Annotated in this window: 16 protein-coding genes; 9 read left to right on the top strand and 7 right to left on the bottom strand. The window is 71.2% G+C overall.

Annotation, left to right across the window (positions count from 1 at the left end):
• Together ABD264_RS10985 and glpX are read right to left on the bottom strand one after the other, a co-directional pair.
• Entirely contained in the window at nucleotides 1–1,458 is a 1,458-nt protein-coding gene (locus ABD264_RS10985) for a hypothetical protein (RefSeq protein WP_145010588.1), read from the bottom strand.
• Between the two features lie 137 nt (nucleotides 1,459–1,595).
• Nucleotides 1,596–2,606, bottom strand: a complete 1,011-nt coding sequence (gene glpX, locus ABD264_RS10990) for a class II fructose-bisphosphatase (protein ID WP_144942380.1) — start codon at nucleotides 2,604–2,606, stop codon at nucleotides 1,596–1,598.
• Nucleotides 2,607–2,737: 131 nt separating this feature from the next.
• On the opposite strand from glpX, the gene ABD264_RS10995 reads away from it, so the two are divergent.
• The 3 genes from ABD264_RS10995 to ABD264_RS11005 all read left to right on the top strand — a co-directional run bounded on the left by ABD264_RS10995 (nucleotide 2,738) and on the right by ABD264_RS11005 (nucleotide 5,897).
• A complete protein-coding gene (locus tag ABD264_RS10995) occupies nucleotides 2,738–3,463 on the top strand; it encodes a DUF4245 domain-containing protein (protein ID WP_244944778.1) in 726 nt (241 codons plus the stop codon).
• A 111-nt stretch (nucleotides 3,464–3,574) separates the two neighbouring features.
• Nucleotides 3,575–4,219 carry a carbonic anhydrase gene (locus ABD264_RS11000; RefSeq protein WP_144942382.1) on the top strand — a complete coding sequence of 215 codons (645 nt, stop codon included), beginning with the start codon at nucleotides 3,575–3,577 and terminating at the stop codon, nucleotides 4,217–4,219.
• Between the two features lie 271 nt (nucleotides 4,220–4,490).
• Nucleotides 4,491–5,897: a class II fumarate hydratase gene (locus ABD264_RS11005; protein ID WP_126874777.1), complete on the top strand. Its 1,407-nt coding sequence runs from the start codon at nucleotides 4,491–4,493 to the stop codon at nucleotides 5,895–5,897.
• Nucleotides 5,898–6,053: 156 nt separating this feature from the next.
• Here ABD264_RS11005 and ABD264_RS11010 read toward each other — a convergent pair whose 3' ends face one another.
• Together ABD264_RS11010 and ABD264_RS11015 are read right to left on the bottom strand one after the other, a co-directional pair.
• A complete protein-coding gene (locus tag ABD264_RS11010) occupies nucleotides 6,054–6,311 on the bottom strand; it encodes a hypothetical protein (protein ID WP_126874776.1) in 258 nt (85 codons plus the stop codon).
• Between the two features lie 56 nt (nucleotides 6,312–6,367).
• Nucleotides 6,368–7,636, bottom strand: a complete 1,269-nt coding sequence (locus ABD264_RS11015; protein ID WP_145010591.1) for a C45 family autoproteolytic acyltransferase/hydrolase — start codon at nucleotides 7,634–7,636, stop codon at nucleotides 6,368–6,370.
• 191 nt (nucleotides 7,637–7,827) lie between these two features.
• Here ABD264_RS11015 and ABD264_RS11020 point away from each other — a divergent pair, with 191 nt between their 5' ends.
• The 4 genes from ABD264_RS11020 (at nucleotide 7,828) to ABD264_RS11035 (ending at nucleotide 12,253) form a co-directional block, all read left to right on the top strand.
• Nucleotides 7,828–9,570, top strand: a complete 1,743-nt coding sequence (locus tag ABD264_RS11020) for a pyruvate dehydrogenase (RefSeq protein WP_144942384.1) — start codon at nucleotides 7,828–7,830, stop codon at nucleotides 9,568–9,570.
• Between the two features lie 220 nt (nucleotides 9,571–9,790).
• The gene (locus tag ABD264_RS11025) at nucleotides 9,791–10,753 is read left to right on the top strand and encodes a sugar-binding transcriptional regulator (protein ID WP_344206038.1); all 963 of its coding nucleotides are present in this window, start codon (nucleotides 9,791–9,793) and stop codon (nucleotides 10,751–10,753) included.
• An 88-nt stretch (nucleotides 10,754–10,841) separates the two neighbouring features.
• Nucleotides 10,842–11,888 (top strand): FGGY family carbohydrate kinase, encoded by a 1,047-nt coding sequence (locus ABD264_RS11030; RefSeq protein WP_260983341.1) that lies wholly within the window; start codon nucleotides 10,842–10,844, stop codon nucleotides 11,886–11,888.
• A 26-nt stretch (nucleotides 11,889–11,914) separates the two neighbouring features.
• Complete coding sequence (locus ABD264_RS11035; RefSeq protein ID WP_260983342.1) at nucleotides 11,915–12,253, top strand: FGGY-family carbohydrate kinase; 339 nt, start codon at nucleotides 11,915–11,917, stop codon at nucleotides 12,251–12,253.
• A 111-nt stretch (nucleotides 12,254–12,364) separates the two neighbouring features.
• On the opposite strand, the gene ABD264_RS11040 is transcribed toward ABD264_RS11035, so the two are convergent.
• Both ABD264_RS11040 and ABD264_RS11045 read right to left on the bottom strand, forming a co-directional pair.
• Nucleotides 12,365–12,832 carry an NUDIX hydrolase gene (locus ABD264_RS11040; RefSeq protein WP_094393572.1) on the bottom strand — a complete coding sequence of 156 codons (468 nt, stop codon included), beginning with the start codon at nucleotides 12,830–12,832 and terminating at the stop codon, nucleotides 12,365–12,367.
• Nucleotides 12,833–12,976: 144 nt separating this feature from the next.
• Nucleotides 12,977–13,516, bottom strand: a complete 540-nt coding sequence (locus ABD264_RS11045) for a prepilin peptidase (protein ID WP_344206044.1) — start codon at nucleotides 13,514–13,516, stop codon at nucleotides 12,977–12,979.
• An 81-nt stretch (nucleotides 13,517–13,597) separates the two neighbouring features.
• On the opposite strand from ABD264_RS11045, the gene ABD264_RS11050 reads away from it, so the two are divergent.
• The gene (locus ABD264_RS11050; protein ID WP_232300193.1) at nucleotides 13,598–14,494 is read left to right on the top strand and encodes a hypothetical protein; all 897 of its coding nucleotides are present in this window, start codon (nucleotides 13,598–13,600) and stop codon (nucleotides 14,492–14,494) included.
• A gap of 199 nt (nucleotides 14,495–14,693) precedes the next feature.
• On the opposite strand, the gene ABD264_RS11055 is transcribed toward ABD264_RS11050, so the two are convergent.
• Nucleotides 14,694–15,455, bottom strand: a complete 762-nt coding sequence (locus tag ABD264_RS11055) for an isoprenyl transferase (protein ID WP_055082597.1) — start codon at nucleotides 15,453–15,455, stop codon at nucleotides 14,694–14,696.
• A gap of 138 nt (nucleotides 15,456–15,593) precedes the next feature.
• On the opposite strand from ABD264_RS11055, the gene trhA reads away from it, so the two are divergent.
• The gene (gene trhA, locus ABD264_RS11060) at nucleotides 15,594–16,307 is read left to right on the top strand and encodes a PAQR family membrane homeostasis protein TrhA (protein WP_144942386.1); all 714 of its coding nucleotides are present in this window, start codon (nucleotides 15,594–15,596) and stop codon (nucleotides 16,305–16,307) included.
• The last annotated feature ends 165 nt before the right edge of the window (nucleotides 16,308–16,472 follow it).

The following is a 16,472-nucleotide window of genomic DNA, read 5'->3' on the forward strand; positions in this document are numbered from 1 at the left end:
TCACCAGCGGGCGGCGTCCCGGACGGCCGCGCGACCCTCCGCGAGGGCCCGGCGCAGCAGGCCGTCGGCCGCCGGCTGAGTCTCGGGCGCCGTGGCGTCCGTCGTCCCGGTCTCCAGGTCTGTGCCTCCGAACTCTGGCTGTGCCCGCCGCTTGCCGCGCCTGGCGCGTTTGGCTCCTTTGGAAGACGGAGTCTTCTTGGCGGACGTGGTGTGCTTCTTTATTGCCCTCTTCTCGGCTTTCGCCGCCTTGGCGGCCTTGCGCGACGGGGCGGCGTCCTGCTCGGCGACGTCGACGGCGTCGTCCGCGGACCCAGCTCCGGCGAGCCCGACGTCAACGGCCCCAGTCTCGACAACCTCGGCCGCGGCGTCGTCGCGCCCCGCGCCTGCAGCGTCCGTCTCGGAACCCGCCCGGTGAGTGGGGCCCGAGGTGTTTGCGGGGCTCATGTGCTCCGGGAGGATCTCCTCGCGGCGGTCCTGCCGGGAGCGCCGGCCGAGCACGCGGCGCCGTGTCTTCTCGGCGCGGCCCGCGATCTGGAACTCTCCCACCAGGGGGTACTCCCACGTGCCGAGGACCTCCACGTCCTCGGTCGCGAGCTCGCGCAGCACCATGGGCTGGCCGGCCTGGTCCGGATCCCCCGCGAGCACCTTGTGCACGAGCCGCTGCTGGAGCTGGACGAGACCGGTGAGCAGCAGGGCGTCGTCCACCCCGAGCTCCCGGGCGCGGTCCGTGAAGCCCAAGCGGTAGATCATGGCGGCCTCGCCCGTGTGCACGAACCACAGGTAGCCCAGGGCCTTCTCGGGCCCGTCCTTGGGGCGCTCGGTCGCCACCAGGAACACGGAGTTCTCCCCCACGGCGCGCAGCAGCTCACGGATGTGCTGGGTGCGCAGGCCCACGTGGGAGAGGTCCCGGTCCTCGGCGTTCACGCGCCGCACCCGCACTCCCGAGTCCCTCAGACCCGCGCGGCAGCGCTGCAGAGTCTCGCTCGACAGGCGCTTGGACAGCTCCCCCTCGGTCTCGCCGAGGCGCACCACCAGGTGGCGGGGGCCGGCTTCACCGCGGCGGGGCTTGTCACGACGGCGGTAGCCGGCCTCCGCGAGCTCATCCGCGAGTTCCGTGGTGGCGTGGGTGTCCGGGCTGACGCGCAGCACCGCGGCGTCGTGCACCGTGCGGGAGTGCTCCTGGAGTGCAGCGAGCACGGCCACGAGGTCACGCGGGTCCTTCACGTGCAGGGACTTGGCGTCCACCACCGTGTGGCGGTCCTCCGGGTAGACCAGCAGCTGGCCGTACCCCACGGTCTGGTTGCCGCGATCCACCCCCACCCGCTGCACGCGGACGTCGTCGCGGGTGAGAGCCTCGGCCTCGCCGATGCCCCACAGCAGGTCCGGGTGCCCGCCTGTGACTCGCACGCGGGCGTCCCAGCTCTGACGGTTCCCGCAGGGGGTCACGTTCAACGTCACGGTGTCTGTCCTCTCCTCATGCCCATGAACACCGCGACCCAGCTTAGCCGGGCGCGGGCCCCGCCCCGGTCGCCCATGCGAACGGCGCGCCCACCCGGAAAGGGCGGACGCGCCGTCGACGTCGTGGGACGTCAAGGTCACTTCTGGTGGCGTTCGTACTTCTCCCACTTCTTGGCGAGGTGCTCGGCCTCGACCATGCGCACCGTGCCGGAGCGGGAGCGCATCACGATGGACTGGGTGGTGATGGTGCGCCCGCGGTAGCGCACGCCGCGCAGCAGGTCGCCGTCCGTGATGCCGGTGGCGGCGAAGAAGCAGTTGTCGGAGGTGACGAGCTCGTCCGTGGTGAGGATCCGGTCCACGTCCAGCCCGGCGGCGGCCGCCTTCTCACGCTCGGCCTCGTCCGTGGGTGCCAGGCGGCCCTGGATCACGCCACCGGTGGCCTTCACGGCGCACGCGGTGACGATGCCCTCCGGGGTGCCGCCGATGCCCATCATGATGTCCACCCCGGTGCCCTCGCGGCACGCGGCGATCGCGCCGGCCACGTCCCCGTCCAGAATCATTCGGGTGCGGGCGCCGGTCGCGCGGATCTCCTCCACGAGGCCCTGGTGCCGGGGTCGGTCCAGGACGCACACGGTGACCTGGTTGGGCTTCACGCCCTTGGCCTTGGCCACCAGGTGGATGTTCTGCTTCACGGGCAGTCGCAGGTCCACCATGTCCGCGGCCTCCGGACCCACCACGAGCTTGTCCATGTAGAACACGGCCGAGGGGTCGAACATCGAGCCGCCGTCCGCCACGGCGATCACCGCGAGCGCGTTGTTCATGCCGAGCGCGGTCAGGCGCGTGCCGTCGATGGGGTCCACCGCGACGTCCGAGGCCGGGCCCCTGCCGTCACCCACCTGCTCGCCGTTGAACAGCATGGGGGCCTCGTCCTTTTCGCCCTCGCCGATGACCACGGTGCCGTTGAAGTCCACGGTGGAGAGGAAGGAGCGCATGGCGTCCACCGCCGCACCGTCCGCGCTGTTCTTGTCACCGGCACCCACCCAGTGGCCGCCCGCGATCGCCGCGGCCTCCGTGACGCGCACCAGTTCGAGCGCCAAGTTGCGGTCCGCTGCATTTCCCGAGCTGCCGTACTGGGTGTTCTCTGCCACGTTGTTCCTCACCTTCGAGTTTCGGTGCGCCTCACCACCACCTGGGCCCGGGCGCCACCACGGTTGCCCCCAGCATATCCCCGGGCCTGTCCTGTTGGGCGGGTCCGCGCGGGCACGGCACAATGGAGGACGTGAGTTCTTCTGCTTCCGGGCCCTCCCGCGATCCCCACCCCGCGCCGTCGACGTCCCCTTCCGGCGCAGCCCCCGATGACGCCGCCGCGGCAGGCACCGCCGCGACGGACAGCGCGGGCGCGGAGGCCACAGACACCCCGGGGGCCACGGCGGGCGCCGACCAGCCCACCCCGCAGCTCACCACCAAGCAGGCGTCGCGGATCAACGCCCCGGTGCGCGGGATGGTGATCTCCATGCTCGTGCTGCTGCTCCTGCTGCTGCCGTTCCTGTGGCTGCAGCCCCGCCCGGACGCCCAGCCCTACCGGGCGCACGTGGACGTTGCCCAGGAGGCCACCTTCGCCGCGGACCAGGCGTCCTTCACCCCGGCCGCACCGGACCTCGGGGAAAGCTGGAGTGCCAACTACGCGCGCTGGGACGAGAAGTCCCAGGACGGTGTGCCGCTGTGGAACGTGGGCTTCCTCTCCCCCGACTACCACCTGGTGGACATGGTCCAGACCGCCGAGTCGAACCCCACGTGGCTCGCCCAGCGCACGGAGCTGGTGCCCGTGACGGACGAGAAGGAGGTCGCGGGCGTCACCTGGCAGATCCACCACCGGGACGCCTCTGGCAAGCAGGACGCGTTCACGGCGTGGGTGGGCACTCTCAAGGACTCCACGGTGGTGCTCAGCGGCGACGCCCCGGACGCGGACTTCCAGCTCGTGGCGGAAGCGCTCTCCCGCTCCTGAGTGCGCGCGCCGGTGCCGCCCCAGGCACCCGGCGCCTCGGCGGGGTTACCCTGTAACGGCGGCGCGCAGTATCACGCCGCGTCACCCCTCCTCGAGTCATGGAGTCCCACCGTGAACACTGAGACAGCCAGCGTGGACCACGCACCCGGCACCCCCTCCGAGGCCTGGCGGGCCCTGCAGGAGGGCAACTCCCGGTTCATCTCCGGGGACAAGCTGCACCCCCACCAGGACGCGCAGCGCCGCGAGAGCCTCGCCGAGTCGCAGAAACCGTTCGCCGTGATCTTCGGCTGCTCGGACTCCCGGCTCGCCGCGGAGATCATCTTCGACCTGGGCCTCGGGGACGCGTTCGTGATCCGCACTGCGGGCCAGGTCATCGACAACGCCGTGCTCGGTTCCCTCGAGTTCGCGATCGACGTGCTCGGCACACCGCTGATCATGGTGCTCGGCCACGACTCGTGCGGCGCGGTGACCGCCACAAAGAACTCCGTGGAGTCCGGTGAGCTTCCCACCGGTTTCCAGAGGGACCTGGTGGAGCGCATCACCCCGTCCGTCCTGCAGGCACAGCGCTCCGGGAACGCGGACCTGCAGGACATGGTCGTGGAGCACACCAAGCAGACCGCGGCACGCATGCTGGACCAGTCCACCGTGATCTCCGGTGCTGTCTCCCGCGGTGAGGCCGCCGTCATCGGCGTGTTCTACCACCTTGCGGACGGCAAGGCCGAGCTGGTCTACAGCGACGATCCCCAGATCAGCTAGTCGCCCAGGCGTTCGACGAGCAGGGAATCCCTGCTCGTCGCCGTTGTCCCGAGTACCAGGACCTGCTGCACACGGACCAGACCCGCGAGGACACGTGGCGGCGCGGCGTCGTCCACCTCCCTCCGACCTCACCGGGCGCGGCAGCGCCAGGGCTCCGGTCCCGACGTCGTGCCCGGCCGACGTCGCGGGTCTGACCACGACGTCGTCACGAGCCCGGATCGCGGAGCGCTTCGTCGGGCGCCGAGGGGCGCGGTGGCCGTAAACTGGCGACATGGCTGAAAACACTGAGTACCGCATCGAGCACGACACCATGGGCGAGGTCCGCGTTCCCAAGAACGCCCTCTACCGCGCGCAGACGCAGCGCGCCGTGGAGAACTTCCCCATCTCGGGCAACACGTTGGAGCGCGAGCACATCAAGGCGCTCGCGCAGGTGAAGAAGGCCGCCGCGACCGCCAACGAGGAGTTGGGTGTGCTGGACGCGCAGCGCGCCCAGGCCATCCGCGACGCCGCGGACGCCGTGGCCGCAGGGGAGCACGACGGCGAGTTCCCCATCGACGTGTTCCAGACCGGTTCGGGCACCTCCTCGAACATGAACACCAACGAGGTCCTGGCCACGCTGGCCTCCCGCGCGCTCGAGTCCGCCGGAGTGGAGGTCCACCCGAACGACCACGTCAATGCGTCGCAGTCCTCCAACGACGTCTTCCCCACCTCCGTGCACGTGGCCGTGACGAACGCGCTGATCAACGACCTCAAGCCGGCCATGGACGTCCTCGCCACCTCCCTGGAGAAGAAGGCGGAGGAGTTCAAGACCGTGGTGAAGTCCGGTCGCACGCACCTCATGGACGCGACCCCTGTGACCCTGGGCCAGGAGTTCAGCGGCTACGCGGCCCAGGTGCGCTACGGCATCGAACGCATCGACGCCTCCCTGCCCCGCGTGGCGGAGGTCCCCCTGGGCGGCACCGCCGTGGGCACCGGCATCAACACCCCGGACGGCTTCTCGGCGCGCGTGATCGAGCTGCTGTCCGCGGAGACCGGCCTTCCGCTGACCGAGGCGCGCAACCACTTCGAGGCGCAGGCCAACCGTGACGGCCTGGTGGAGGCCTCCGGGCAGCTGCGCAACATTGCGTACTCCTACATGAAGTTCATGAACGACATCCGCTGGATGGGCTCCGGGCCCAACACCGGTCTCGGTGAGCTGCACATCCCGGACCTGCAGCCCGGCTCCTCGATCATGCCCGGCAAGGTCAACCCGGTGATCTGCGAGGCGACCATCCAGGTGGCCGCGCAGGTGATTGGCAACGACACCACCGTGGCTCTGTCCTCCACCAACGGTGCGTTCGAGCTGAACGTGGGTATTCCCGTGATGGCCGCGAACCTGTTGGAGTCCATCCGCCTGCTCGCCAACGTGTCCCGCGTGGCCGCGGAGAAGATGGTGGACGGGTTGCAGGCCAACGTGGAGCGCTGCACGTTCCTGGCCGAGGCGTCCCCCTCGATCGTGACCCCGCTGAACAAGGCGATCGGCTACGAGGCCGCCGCAAAGATCGCCAAGCACGCCGTCGCGAACAAGATGACGGTGCGCGAGGCCACCATCGAGCTCGGCTACGTGGACGGCGAGAAGCTCACCGAGGAGCAGCTGGACAAAGCGCTGGACGTCACCACGATGACCGGCAACTACTGAGCTGATCCCGGGCGGCCCGCCGGGCTCGCACGGACCCGGTCCTGAGACGCAGAACTCGGCCACCCGATGTTTCGGGTGGCCGAGTTCCGTTCTGTGATGCTGCGGCCCGGTGGTGATGTGGTCCTGCGGTCCGGGGACCGCGTCGGCGGAGGGTTGTCAGGTCTTCCACCGGGACCACGCCGCCTGGCGCGAGGTGCCGGCGGCACCGGCCACGGCGGACCACGAGGCCGCCTCCGCCACGGAGCGGGCACTAACCCCCAGGTGCTCACCCGCCGCCGCGCTGATCCGCAGCAGGGCCTGGAACGCTTCGGGATCCCCGCGGCCGCTCAGCTGCGCGAGGGCCCGCAGCGCCGCGTCCTCGAGGTCGGACACGGAGGGTTCGGGGCCGGACGGGGCGGGTGTGTGGCTGCTCACGGATCCCATCATGGCACCACCCGCCCCGATCTCGGGAACCGGGGCGAGTGCCGGACTCACCGTCCCTCGAGCACGAGTTCAAGGGTGTCGTCCGGGTCGTCGAAGCCACGGGTCCACGAGACACCGGGCCACACGTACTCGACCGTGCCCAGGTCCGGGCGGTAGTGGGCGGTGAACAGCGTGCCGAACCCGGCCGAGTAGTGGTCCTGGTGCAGGGGATCCCGCAGGAAGCTGTCCCGCGCCTCGGCGGCGCTCACCCCCTGCTCGGCGGATGCGTCCAGGAACTCCAGGCGCTCCACCGAGTGGAACTGCGCGGCCTTCTGCGGGTACTCCGGGGTCTTGCCGCGGTGGTTGGTCGCGGTGCACGCGTCGAAGAACTCGGTGTCCTGCCCCGGGGCCACGAAGGCGGTGAAGCGCTCACCGCTGACGTCCACCACGGTGATGTTGTAGGACATGGACACGGGCAGCCCGCGCAGCAGCTTCCTCGCCTGGGCAGCGGTCTCCGCGACCTCCAGCAGGTAGCGGACCACCAGGGGGATCGCGAAGCCGGGCCCGGAGCCGGGACGCCCGCCGAACGTGAGGGACACGGCCAGACCGGCGTCGTTCATCCCGTCCAGCAGCCCCCACAGGCAGTCGCCCGTGCCGATCACCTTGCGTCCGGTGAACTCGCTCGAGTACACCGTGGCCTCCCACAGCTCCGGCACGTAGTCGTAGTTGCGGGTCAGGGACGTCTCCTCCCCCACCGTCGCCAGCTGCGAGCACGCCGGTGCGAAGGCGGGAAGGTTCCACATGGTCAGGAAGCGCGCTGCGTCGCCGTCACCGCCGGTCTGCGCCACGAGCTCGCGCCATGTGGGCACCAGCTCGGGCATGTGCTCCTCGAGCCTGCCACGGGCTTCCTCGAGGCTCGGGCGGGTGCCGGGACCCGTGAGGTACCACGAGCGGTACGCGGGCCAGGTGGCGTCGAAGAGCGCCTTCCAGCGCGGGCCGGGTGTGGCCTCGTGGATCCCGTAGACCGTCACCGGGTAGGCGCGGGCCGGGGCCTGCCATGTGCTCCAGTCGGTCTCGAACGCCTCGGTTCCATGGTCTTCGGCGCCGCCGACGTCGCCCGCGGCGGGCGTTCGACGGCGCGCACCCCGGGTGGGCAGATCGCCCCAGGCTCCGGGGCTGCCGGTCGCGAGTCGCGCGGAGGCGCGCACCCAGTCCACACGGGCCCAGTCGATGGCAGCCCAGTCGACCCCGGCCCATGCGGTCGGAACGGCGGTGGTGGTTCCCGCGGAGCGGGCGGAGCCGTCGTTGCGGGAGACGTTCTTTGCGGATTTTGTCATGCGTCAAGCAAACATTGACGTTCCACCCTGCGTCAACCCCGACTTGACGGTGCGCTGCCCCACCAGGGCCTGTCTCGTTCGCCACATAGATTCCGGGAGCCCCCGGGAACGGGACTAAGCTGGCGCGCAGCGACTTTTTCCACTACCGCCGCACGGCACGGCCGCGGCGGCCCGCCTCCCGAGGAGAACGCGTGAAACTTGCAGACCAGATCATCCAGCAACTCATCGCCGCGGGCGTCGAGCGCATCTACGGCGTGGTGGGCGACAGCCTGAACCCGATCGTGGATGCGGTCCGCCGCTCGGGGGGCTCCGCCAAGGGCGGCATCGACTGGGTCCACGTGCGCCACGAGGAGGCCGCCGCTTTCGCCGCGAGCGCCGAGGCGCAGGTGACCGGCAAGCTCGCCGTGTGCGCGGGCTCGTGCGGTCCCGGCAACCTGCATCTGATCAACGGCCTCTACGACGCCAACCGCTCCGGTGCCCCTGTGCTGGCGATCGCCTCCCACATCCCCTCCCAGTACATCGGCTCGGGGTACTTCCAGGAGACGCACCCGGACCGGATCTTCACCGAGTGCTCCGTCTACTCGGAGCTCGTGAGCACGGCCAAGCAGTCGCCCTCCGTGGTGGCCTCCGCGATCCAGTTCGCCGTCACGAGCCCGGGCGTGTCTGTGGTGACGCTGCCCGGTGACCTCGCGGACTCGGACGTGGCCGCCGACGCCCGTCCCTACTCCGTTCCCGCCCCCAGCTCGATCGTGCCCTCCGACGAGACGATCGCCCGCATGGCCGAGGCCCTGAACTCCGCCAAGAAGGTTGCGATCTTCGCGGGCATCGGCGTGTCTGGCGCGCACGACGAGGTCATCGCGCTCGCGGACACGCTCAACGCTCCCATCGGCCACTCGCTGCGCGGCAAGGACCAGATCCAGTTCGACAACCCGTTCGACGTCGGCATGACCGGGCTGCTGGGCTACGGCGCCGCGGCCGAGGGGCTGCACGACGCGGACGTCATGGTCATGCTGGGCACGGACTTCCCGTACGACCAGTTCCTCCCGGACGTCACCACCATCCAGGTGGACACCAACCCCGCAGTGATTGGACGCCGCACGGGCGTGACCGTGCCGGTGTACGGGGACGTGAAGTCCACGATCCTCAAGCTGCTGCCCGAGCTGCAGCCCAAGAAGGACCGCTCCTTCCTGGACAAGACCCTCGCCAAGCACGACAAGCTGATGAACAAGGCCGTGGGTGCCTACACCCGCAAGGTCGAGAAGATCACCCCCATCCACCCCGAGTACGCCGCGTCCGTGCTGGACCAGGTGGCCGCCCGGGACGCCGTGTTCACTGCTGACACCGGCATGTGCAACGTGTGGACCGCGCGCTACATCAACCCGCTCGGCACCCGCCGCGTCCTGGGCTCCTACCTGCACGGCTCCATGGCCAACGCCCTGCCCCACGCGATCGGCGCGTCCATGGCGGAGCCGGGCCGCCAGGTGATCTCGGTCTCGGGCGACGGCGGGCTGTCCATGCTCATGGGCGAGCTGCTCACGCTCGCCGCGTACGACCTGCCGGTCACCGTGGTGGTCTTCAACAACTCGACGCTCGGCATGGTCAAGCTGGAGATGCTCGTGGACGGGCTGCAGGACTACGGCGTGGATGTCCCCCAGACCGACTACGCGGCGATCGCCCGCGCCGCCGGGCTGCAGGGCATCCGCGTGGAGAAGCCCAAGGATCTCGAGTCGGCGTTCACCACCGCGCTCTCGCACCGTGGCCCCTCGCTCGTGGAGGTCATCACCGACCCCAACGCGCTGTCCATCCCCCCGAAGATCAAGAGCGAGCAGGTCTTCGGCTTCGCCACGGCCATGTCCCGCATCGTGCTCAACCGCGGTGCCGGCGAGGCCGTGTCGATGGCTCGCTCCAACCTGCGCAACATCCCGCGCGGCTGAGCCCGACGCCGTCGCCCGCACAACGGCGCACACGGACGGGGACCCGGTGGCACGCCGCCGCCGGGTCCCCGTTCACGTTTCCGCACAACAGGCCGGGAACGCCACGGATCCCGCGAGCGCCGTAAGGCGTGTGAGCCGTGGGAGCCGTGTGAGCCGGAACATATAGGATCACGGGAGCAGTGCCCCTGTTCGCTCCCGTCAGGATTGGAGGCGGTGTCCCATGACCGCCGAGGACCCCTGGCCGCCCACCGACCCCGGGCGGCGTCGCCACCTGCTCGCGAACCTCGCGCACGGCTACTTCGTGGAGGGCGCCTCCAAGGTCTCGCTGGGCAAGAGGTCCGGGCTCTCTCGCTTCCAGGTGGCCGCCCTGCTGCAGGAGGCGCAGGAGACCGGGGTCGTGCGGATCGAGATCACGGTGCCGCTCGAGAGCGCGGACGCGGACCTCGCCCGGGCCGCGGGCCTGGAGCGGCTCGTGACGGTGGGCAGTCCCCACTGGCCCGCCGACCGCGACGACCTCGCACGCGCCGTCGCCCGGGAGGTCACCCGGCTGCTGCGGGACGACACCGTCCTGGGCATCTCCTGGTCCCGAATGCTCCAGGTCGCGGTCGGTCACCTGCCGCCGCTGCCGCACAACGACGTCGTACAGCTCGCCGGTGCGCTGTGCACTGACGGCACGCCCACCGAGGAGCCGCCGCATCTGCTCGTCGGCCTGGCCTGCCGCGCCGCGTGGCCGCTGTGGGCGCCATTGGTCGTGGAGCGGGCCGAGTCCCTGAAGGAGTCCCGCGAGGTCGCGGGGACACTGCGCCGGGCGGACGCTCTCGAGGTCGCGGCGCTGGCCGTCGGGCACTGGTCGCCGGAGGGTTCGACCGTGTGGCCGCGGGTCGGCGAGGACGTCGCCCGCGCCGCGCGGGACGCCGGGGCCGTGGCCGAGGTCTCTGGGCACCTGCTGGACGAGGCCGGCCACGAGGTGGACACGCCCGTGGCTGGAATGGTCGTCTCGGCGGGTGTGGGGCAGCTGCGCGCGGCCCGCCACAGGATCGGGGTCGCCTCCGGCGCGGAGCGCGCGCCCGCGGTCCTCTCCGCGGTGCGCGGTGATCTCGTGGACCACCTGGTGTGCGACACAGCTCTGCGCGACGAGCTGGGGCGGCTCCTCCACGGCGGTGCACCTCCCCGCGAGCAGTGACCCGCCCCGGGGCTCCCGGTGACGCACCTCAGCTCACCCTCCCGGCGTCGCAAGGCACCCGTCCCGTCCACGCCAACGAAAGGACGTCATGACCCCCACGGTCGTCGGCATCGACTCCTCCACGCAGTCCTGCAAGGTCCTGGTGGTGGACGCGGCCACCGGCCGCACCCTGGCCTCCGGCAGCGCCCCTCACCCGGACGGCACGAGCGTGGACCCCGCGCACTGGCTCAGCGCGCTGCGCACCGCGTGGCGGCAGGTGGGCGTCCCGGAGCGTGACGACGTCCTCGCCGTCTCGGTGGCCGGGCAGCAGCACGGGATGGTGGCGCTGGACGCCGAGGGCACCCCGGTACACGATGCGCTGCTGTGGAACGACGTCCGCAGCGCGCCCCAGGCCACCCGCATGCTCGAGGAGCACGGGCCCCGGTGGTGGATGGAACGGGTGGGCATGTCACCCGTCCCGTCCATGACGCTGTCCAAGCTCGCGTGGCTCGCGGAGAACGAGCCGGGGGCCGCCTCCCGCGTGGCGCGCGTCATGCTGCCCCACGACTGGCTGACGCTGCAATTGTGCGGGGAGTGCGTCACGGACCGCTCGGACGCCTCCGGAACGGGCTACTTCGACCCGTCGACCAATCGCTACCGCCCCGAGCTGCTGGAGGAGTACTTCGGTGCGGTGCCCGAGCTGCCCCGGGTGCTCGGTCCCGGTGAGGCCGCGGGGACGCTCGGGGAGCAGTGGGGGTGCGGCGGCGACGTCGTCGTGGGCCCGGGCGCGGGGGACAACGCGGCCGCCGCGCTCGGCCTGGGCCTGCGCGAGGCGGAGGTGGCGGTGTCCGTGGGAACCTCCGGAACCGTGTTCGCGTGCAGCCCCGAGCCGCCGCAGGACCCGACGTCCGTGACCGCCGGCTTCGCGGACGCCACGGGCCGGTTCCTGCCGCTGCTGTGCACGATCAACGCCGCGCGCGTCATGACCACCACCGCAGATCTGCTGGGGGTGGATCTGGAGGAGTTCACCCGCCTCGCGCGGTCCGGTCCCTCGGACGCGGGCGGGCTGACGCTGCTGCCCTACTTCGACGGCGAGCGCACGCCCAATCTGCCCACAGCCACCGGACACCTGGGCGGGATGACCGCGCCTCGCTGACCCGGGAGAACCTCGCCCGGGCGGCCGTGCTCTCCGTGGCCAACTCCCTCGCGGACTGCCTGGACATCCTGCGCGAGGCGCACGTGGCGGTGGATCGTGTGCTGCTCATCGGCGGCGGCGCCCGGTCCGAGGCGCTGTGCGAGGTCCTGCCGGACACGCTCGGCATGCCGGTCACGGTGCCGGAGGCGGGTGAGTACGTGGCGCTGGGTGCCGCGCGGCAGGCGGCCTGGGCGGCCACGGAGGAGCTGCCCGAGTGGTCCCGCTCCGTGAGCCGGGAGCTGTTTCCCGCGGGCGACGTCGGCGTGCAGGAGTTCCGCCGCCGCTACGCCCTCGCCCGGCAGGAAACACAGGCGCAGCTCGGCTGAGCACCCAGAGCACGTCGCTCACCGGTTCACCGGCTCGTCGTTTCCCCGGTGCGTTGATTCCCGGGTTCGTCGGTTACCCGGCCCACGTGTTCGTCGGCTCCCGCGAACCCCTCAGCTCTCGAAGCCCGTGCGCCCCGTGAACTCCAGCGCGGCCCGCAGCCGCTCGGCCTGGTGCTCCGGCATGGGAGGCAGCTCGTCCACCGGGTACCAGTCCACGGCGAGGGACTCGTCGTCCGCGACCCGCGCGTCCCCGGAGAGGTAGCTGCACAGGAACGTGTGGTCCAGGAACTGGCAGCGGTCTCCGTTGGGGAACTGCACCTCCCCGCCGGCCTTGACCCGCACGAGCGCGTCCACGGTGATCTCCACCCCGGTCTCCTCCAGGCACTCGCGCCGGGTGGCCACACCGGGGTCCTCCCCCGGTTCCACGATGCCGGTGATCAGGCCCCAGTTCCCGTTGTCCGCGCGGCGCCCGAGCAGCACACGGCCCTCGTGCAGCACCACGGCGGTGCACCCCGGCAGCCAGAGCAGGTCGTGGCCGATCGAGCGGCGCAGGTGCTGGATGAACTCGGGTGTGGCCACGGGGTGGTCCTCCTGGTCGGTGACGGCGGGGTGCTACAGCCACGCGGAGAGGTTTCCTCCCCCACGGAGAGGACCCTCCCCACGGGGTGGTCGCTCCCCAGGGTACGTGCCCGCCCGTCACGGAAACCCCTCACGGGAAACCCGTCACAGGAACGTGAGGACCCCCAGGCTGCCCACGATCATGAACGGTCCCAGCGGGATCCGGCTGCCCGCCCCGGCCCGCCGGGTGAGCATGAGCACCACGCAGAAGATCCCTGCAGAGACGAAGGTGACGGCGAGTGCAAGCACGGTGTGGCCCACCGAGGCGAACCCCGTGGCCAGGCCCAGCACCCCCGCGAGCCGCACGTCTCCCATGCCCATGCCGGAGGGATTGATCAGCCGCAACACCAGGAAGAGTCCGCCCATGAGCACGAGTCCCCACAGCATCCACCACAGCCGCACGGTGTCGTGGACGAGCAACGCCGAACCCGCCAGCAGCACGGCGGTCACGGGGTAGAGGGGACGCACCACGGCACCGGGCAGGCGGTGTTCGCGGATGTCCGTGGCGGCGAGCCACACTCCTGAGCAGGCGAGCACCAGGACGGCCAGGGCACAGGCCACCGCGGCCAGCTGCGCGCTGGGCGACGTGTCCTTCAGGTGCTCCCCCACGAACCCCCCGATGCCCGACGCAGCGGTCAGCATCATGCGCCCATCCTAGGCACAGCCCCCGCCCCACCGGGAGAGCGCGGCGCAGGCCTGTGGAGAACCACTTCGTAGACTGGGGCCATGAGCACGCCCAGGCAGACCGGAGCCCGCTGGCAGGAGGAAACACCCTGGCAGGAGGAAGCACCCTGGCAGGGTGGAGCGTCCTCGCGCAGCGGGGCACCGTGGCAGCGCGGGGCACCCCCGCACGAGGGGTCCCCCTGGTCCGGGGCACCCGAGGACACGGCCGTGCACGAGGAGTCCTTCGCCGCCCTGTGCCGCTCCTCCCCGTGGCGGTGGGAGACCCTGCGTTTCTCCCTGCACTGGGTGCCGGGCGCGCAGGACCGCCCCGCCCAGCCGGTGCGAGCCTGGCTGCGCCGGCCCTCGGACCTGCGGGTCGAGACGCTGCGGGGCCACGCGCTGTACACGAGCACGTCCCTGGAGCGCTCCCGGGACGACTTCTACGTAGCGGACACCCCGCGCTCCTGGCTGCTCCCGCCGGGTCTCGTGACCCCCGTGTACGACGACGACGGCCTGGTCACCCGCCGTCCCGAGGCCGCCTACGGGGACCCCGTGTTCGGCGGCGGCCGGTGGCAGGCGATCCTCGACCCCGTGGAGCTCGTGGGCCCGGCCCCGGTCCCGCCGTACCTGCCGGAGCAGCGACCCGCGCGGCTGCGCTCGCTGGCGGCCGGGGCGTTCGCGAAGCGCCGGGTGTGGTGCGCCACCGTGGAGCCCACCGTGCGCTACCGCCCGGTGACGGCGGCCCACCCGCTCGCTCCGGGGCCCACCCGGATCGCCGTGGACACGGCCACCGGCGTGTGCGTGTACTCCCATGTGCTGAGCGGCCCGTACGCCGGCCAGGGGCACCGGCTCGTGGTCGAGGGGGTGGACGAGTACCAGCTGGACGACCTCTTCACCCGCGAGGACTTCGACCTCACGGACGTCTCCCACCACCTCCCGTGGCGGGTCCCCGGCCACTGACGCGCCGCGGAGACCTCACTGGGGCACGCCCCCGAGGGGCCGTTGAAGGGCCGCTGAGGCGCCGCGGTTCCGTGCGCCCCCACCCGGGGAACGACGTCGCCGCCGGCCTTCGCGGCGTCCCCGCCCCGCTCTCCCCAGGCCGAACGCCGATCGGACGTCGGCCTGGTGGCGGCAGCGCACAGGTCTGGCGCCGCCGGGCTCAGCCGCCGAAGCGGCGCTGCCGGCGGGCGTAGTCGCGCAGGGCGCGCAGGAAGTCGACGCGCCGGAAGTCCGGCCACAACGCCTCGCAGAAGTAGAACTCGCTGTACGCGGACTGCCACATCAGGAATCCCGAGAGCCGCTGCTCCCCGGAGGTGCGGATCAGCAGGTCCGGGTCCGGCTGGCCGCGGGTGTAGAGGTGCGCGGAGACGTCCTCGATGCTCAGGGCCTGCGCGGTGGCCTCGAGGGACTCCCCGCGGGACGCGGCGTCCGTGAAGACCTCACGCACGGCGTCGACGATCTCCTGGCGGCCCCCGTAGCCCACAGCGATGTTCAGGTGCGGGCCGGGGTTCCCCGCGGTGCGCTGGACGCTGCTGGCCAGCTGCTCCTGCAGCTCCGGGGGCAGGGTGGCCAGCGCCCCGACCGCCTGCATCCGGCAGATCCCCTCCTCCTGCAGCTGCCGGGTGAGGTTCGTGATGATCTCCAGCAGCGCGGTGAGCTCCTCCGGCGGCCGGTTGAGGTTTTCGGTGGAGAGCACGTAGAGGGTGACCACCTGGATGTCGAGCTCGTTGCACCACCGCAGAAACTCCACGATCTTGCGCGCCCCGGCCCGATGGCCCTCCTCCGTGGAGGTGCCGAACTGCCGGGCCCACCGGCGGTTGCCGTCCACGAGGACTCCCACGTGGTGGGGCAGCTCCTCCTGCGAGAGGGTGCGCGCCAGGCGGTGCTCGTAGAACGAGTACATGACTCGGGGGAGCCTCATGACGGTCGTGCCCCCTGACTCTGCTCGGGCCTGTGCGGATTCACATCCACTAAACTACCCGTAGCGCCCGCCTAACACGGCAGCGCCCCACGACCGCCGTGCCGGTGGGAACAGTCACGGAAGGCAGTGTGATCCCCCATGCGAGACGACCGCGCCGGAGGCCGTGACCCGTACGATCCCCCCACGGTGGTGCGCCAGACACGCAACGGGCCGGTGACCGTGGAGCGCAAGCCCTCGTGGCGCGGCTGGATCCACGCGGGGTTCAGCCCCGTGGCCACCGCACTGGGGATCATCGCGGTGGTCGTTGCTCCCACCGTGCAGCTGCGCCTGGCTTGCGTGGTCTACGCCGTCACGGCCGTGCTGCTCTTCGGCACCTCCGCCGTCTACCACCGCTTCTACTGGAGCGCACGCATGAACGCGATCCTTCGGCGCATGGACCACTCGAACATCGCGCTCATCATCGCGGGCACCTACACCCCCCTGGCAGTGAGCTTCCTGCCCGGACGCAGCGCCGCGGTCCTGCTCGCGGTGATCTGGTCCCTCGGGGCCCTGCTCGTCCTCTTCCGGGTGTTCTGGCTCGGCGCCCCGCGCTGGCTCTACACGCCCCTGTACGTGGTCATGGGCTGCCTCTCCGTGGTCTACCTCCCGGCGTTCTTCGGGGTCAACGTGCCCGCCACGGTCATGCTCATCGTGGGCGGCGCGCTCTACATCGGCGGCGCCGTCTGCTACGCCCTCAAGCGGCCGCGGCTGCGTCCCGCCACGTTCAGCTTCCACGAGGTGTTCCACGCGTGCACGATCGGCGGCTTCGTGTGCCACTACATCTCCATCATGCTGGCGATGTTCGCGGGCTGACCCCCCCAGCTGTCACGACGACTCCGCCCCCGCCCCCGGGGGCAGTTTCTAGTGGTCCTCGCAACGCCCTGAATTTTTGGGGAGTTGCGAGGACCATGGCGTCTCATGAGGTGAAGGACGCGTTCTTCCAGGCACTGGAGCATCTGGAGGGCAGCATCACTGCTG

The organism is Kocuria salsicia (genome assembly GCF_039532055.1).
GTDB lineage: Bacteria > Actinomycetota > Actinomycetes > Actinomycetales > Micrococcaceae > Kocuria > Kocuria salsicia.

What these genes read in the sequence shown, in the direction of transcription:
- ABD264_RS11005 (WP_126874777.1), top strand. Translation starts at nt 4,491, where the DNA reads ATGGCTGAAAACACTGAGTACCGCATCGAGCACGACACCATGGGCGAG.
- ABD264_RS11015 (WP_145010591.1), bottom strand. Translation starts at nt 7,636, where the DNA reads ATGACAAAATCCGCAAAGAACGTCTCCCGCAACGACGGCTCCGCCCGC.
- ABD264_RS11025 (WP_344206038.1), top strand. Translation starts at nt 9,791, where the DNA reads ATGACCGCCGAGGACCCCTGGCCGCCCACCGACCCCGGGCGGCGTCGC.
- ABD264_RS11030 (WP_260983341.1), top strand. Translation starts at nt 10,842, where the DNA reads ATGACCCCCACGGTCGTCGGCATCGACTCCTCCACGCAGTCCTGCAAG.
- ABD264_RS11045 (WP_344206044.1), bottom strand. Translation starts at nt 13,516, where the DNA reads ATGATGCTGACCGCTGCGTCGGGCATCGGGGGGTTCGTGGGGGAGCAC.
- ABD264_RS11050 (WP_232300193.1), top strand. Translation starts at nt 13,598, where the DNA reads ATGAGCACGCCCAGGCAGACCGGAGCCCGCTGGCAGGAGGAAACACCC.
- ABD264_RS11055 (WP_055082597.1), bottom strand. Translation starts at nt 15,455, where the DNA reads ATGAGGCTCCCCCGAGTCATGTACTCGTTCTACGAGCACCGCCTGGCG.
- trhA (WP_144942386.1), top strand. Translation starts at nt 15,594, where the DNA reads ATGCGAGACGACCGCGCCGGAGGCCGTGACCCGTACGATCCCCCCACG.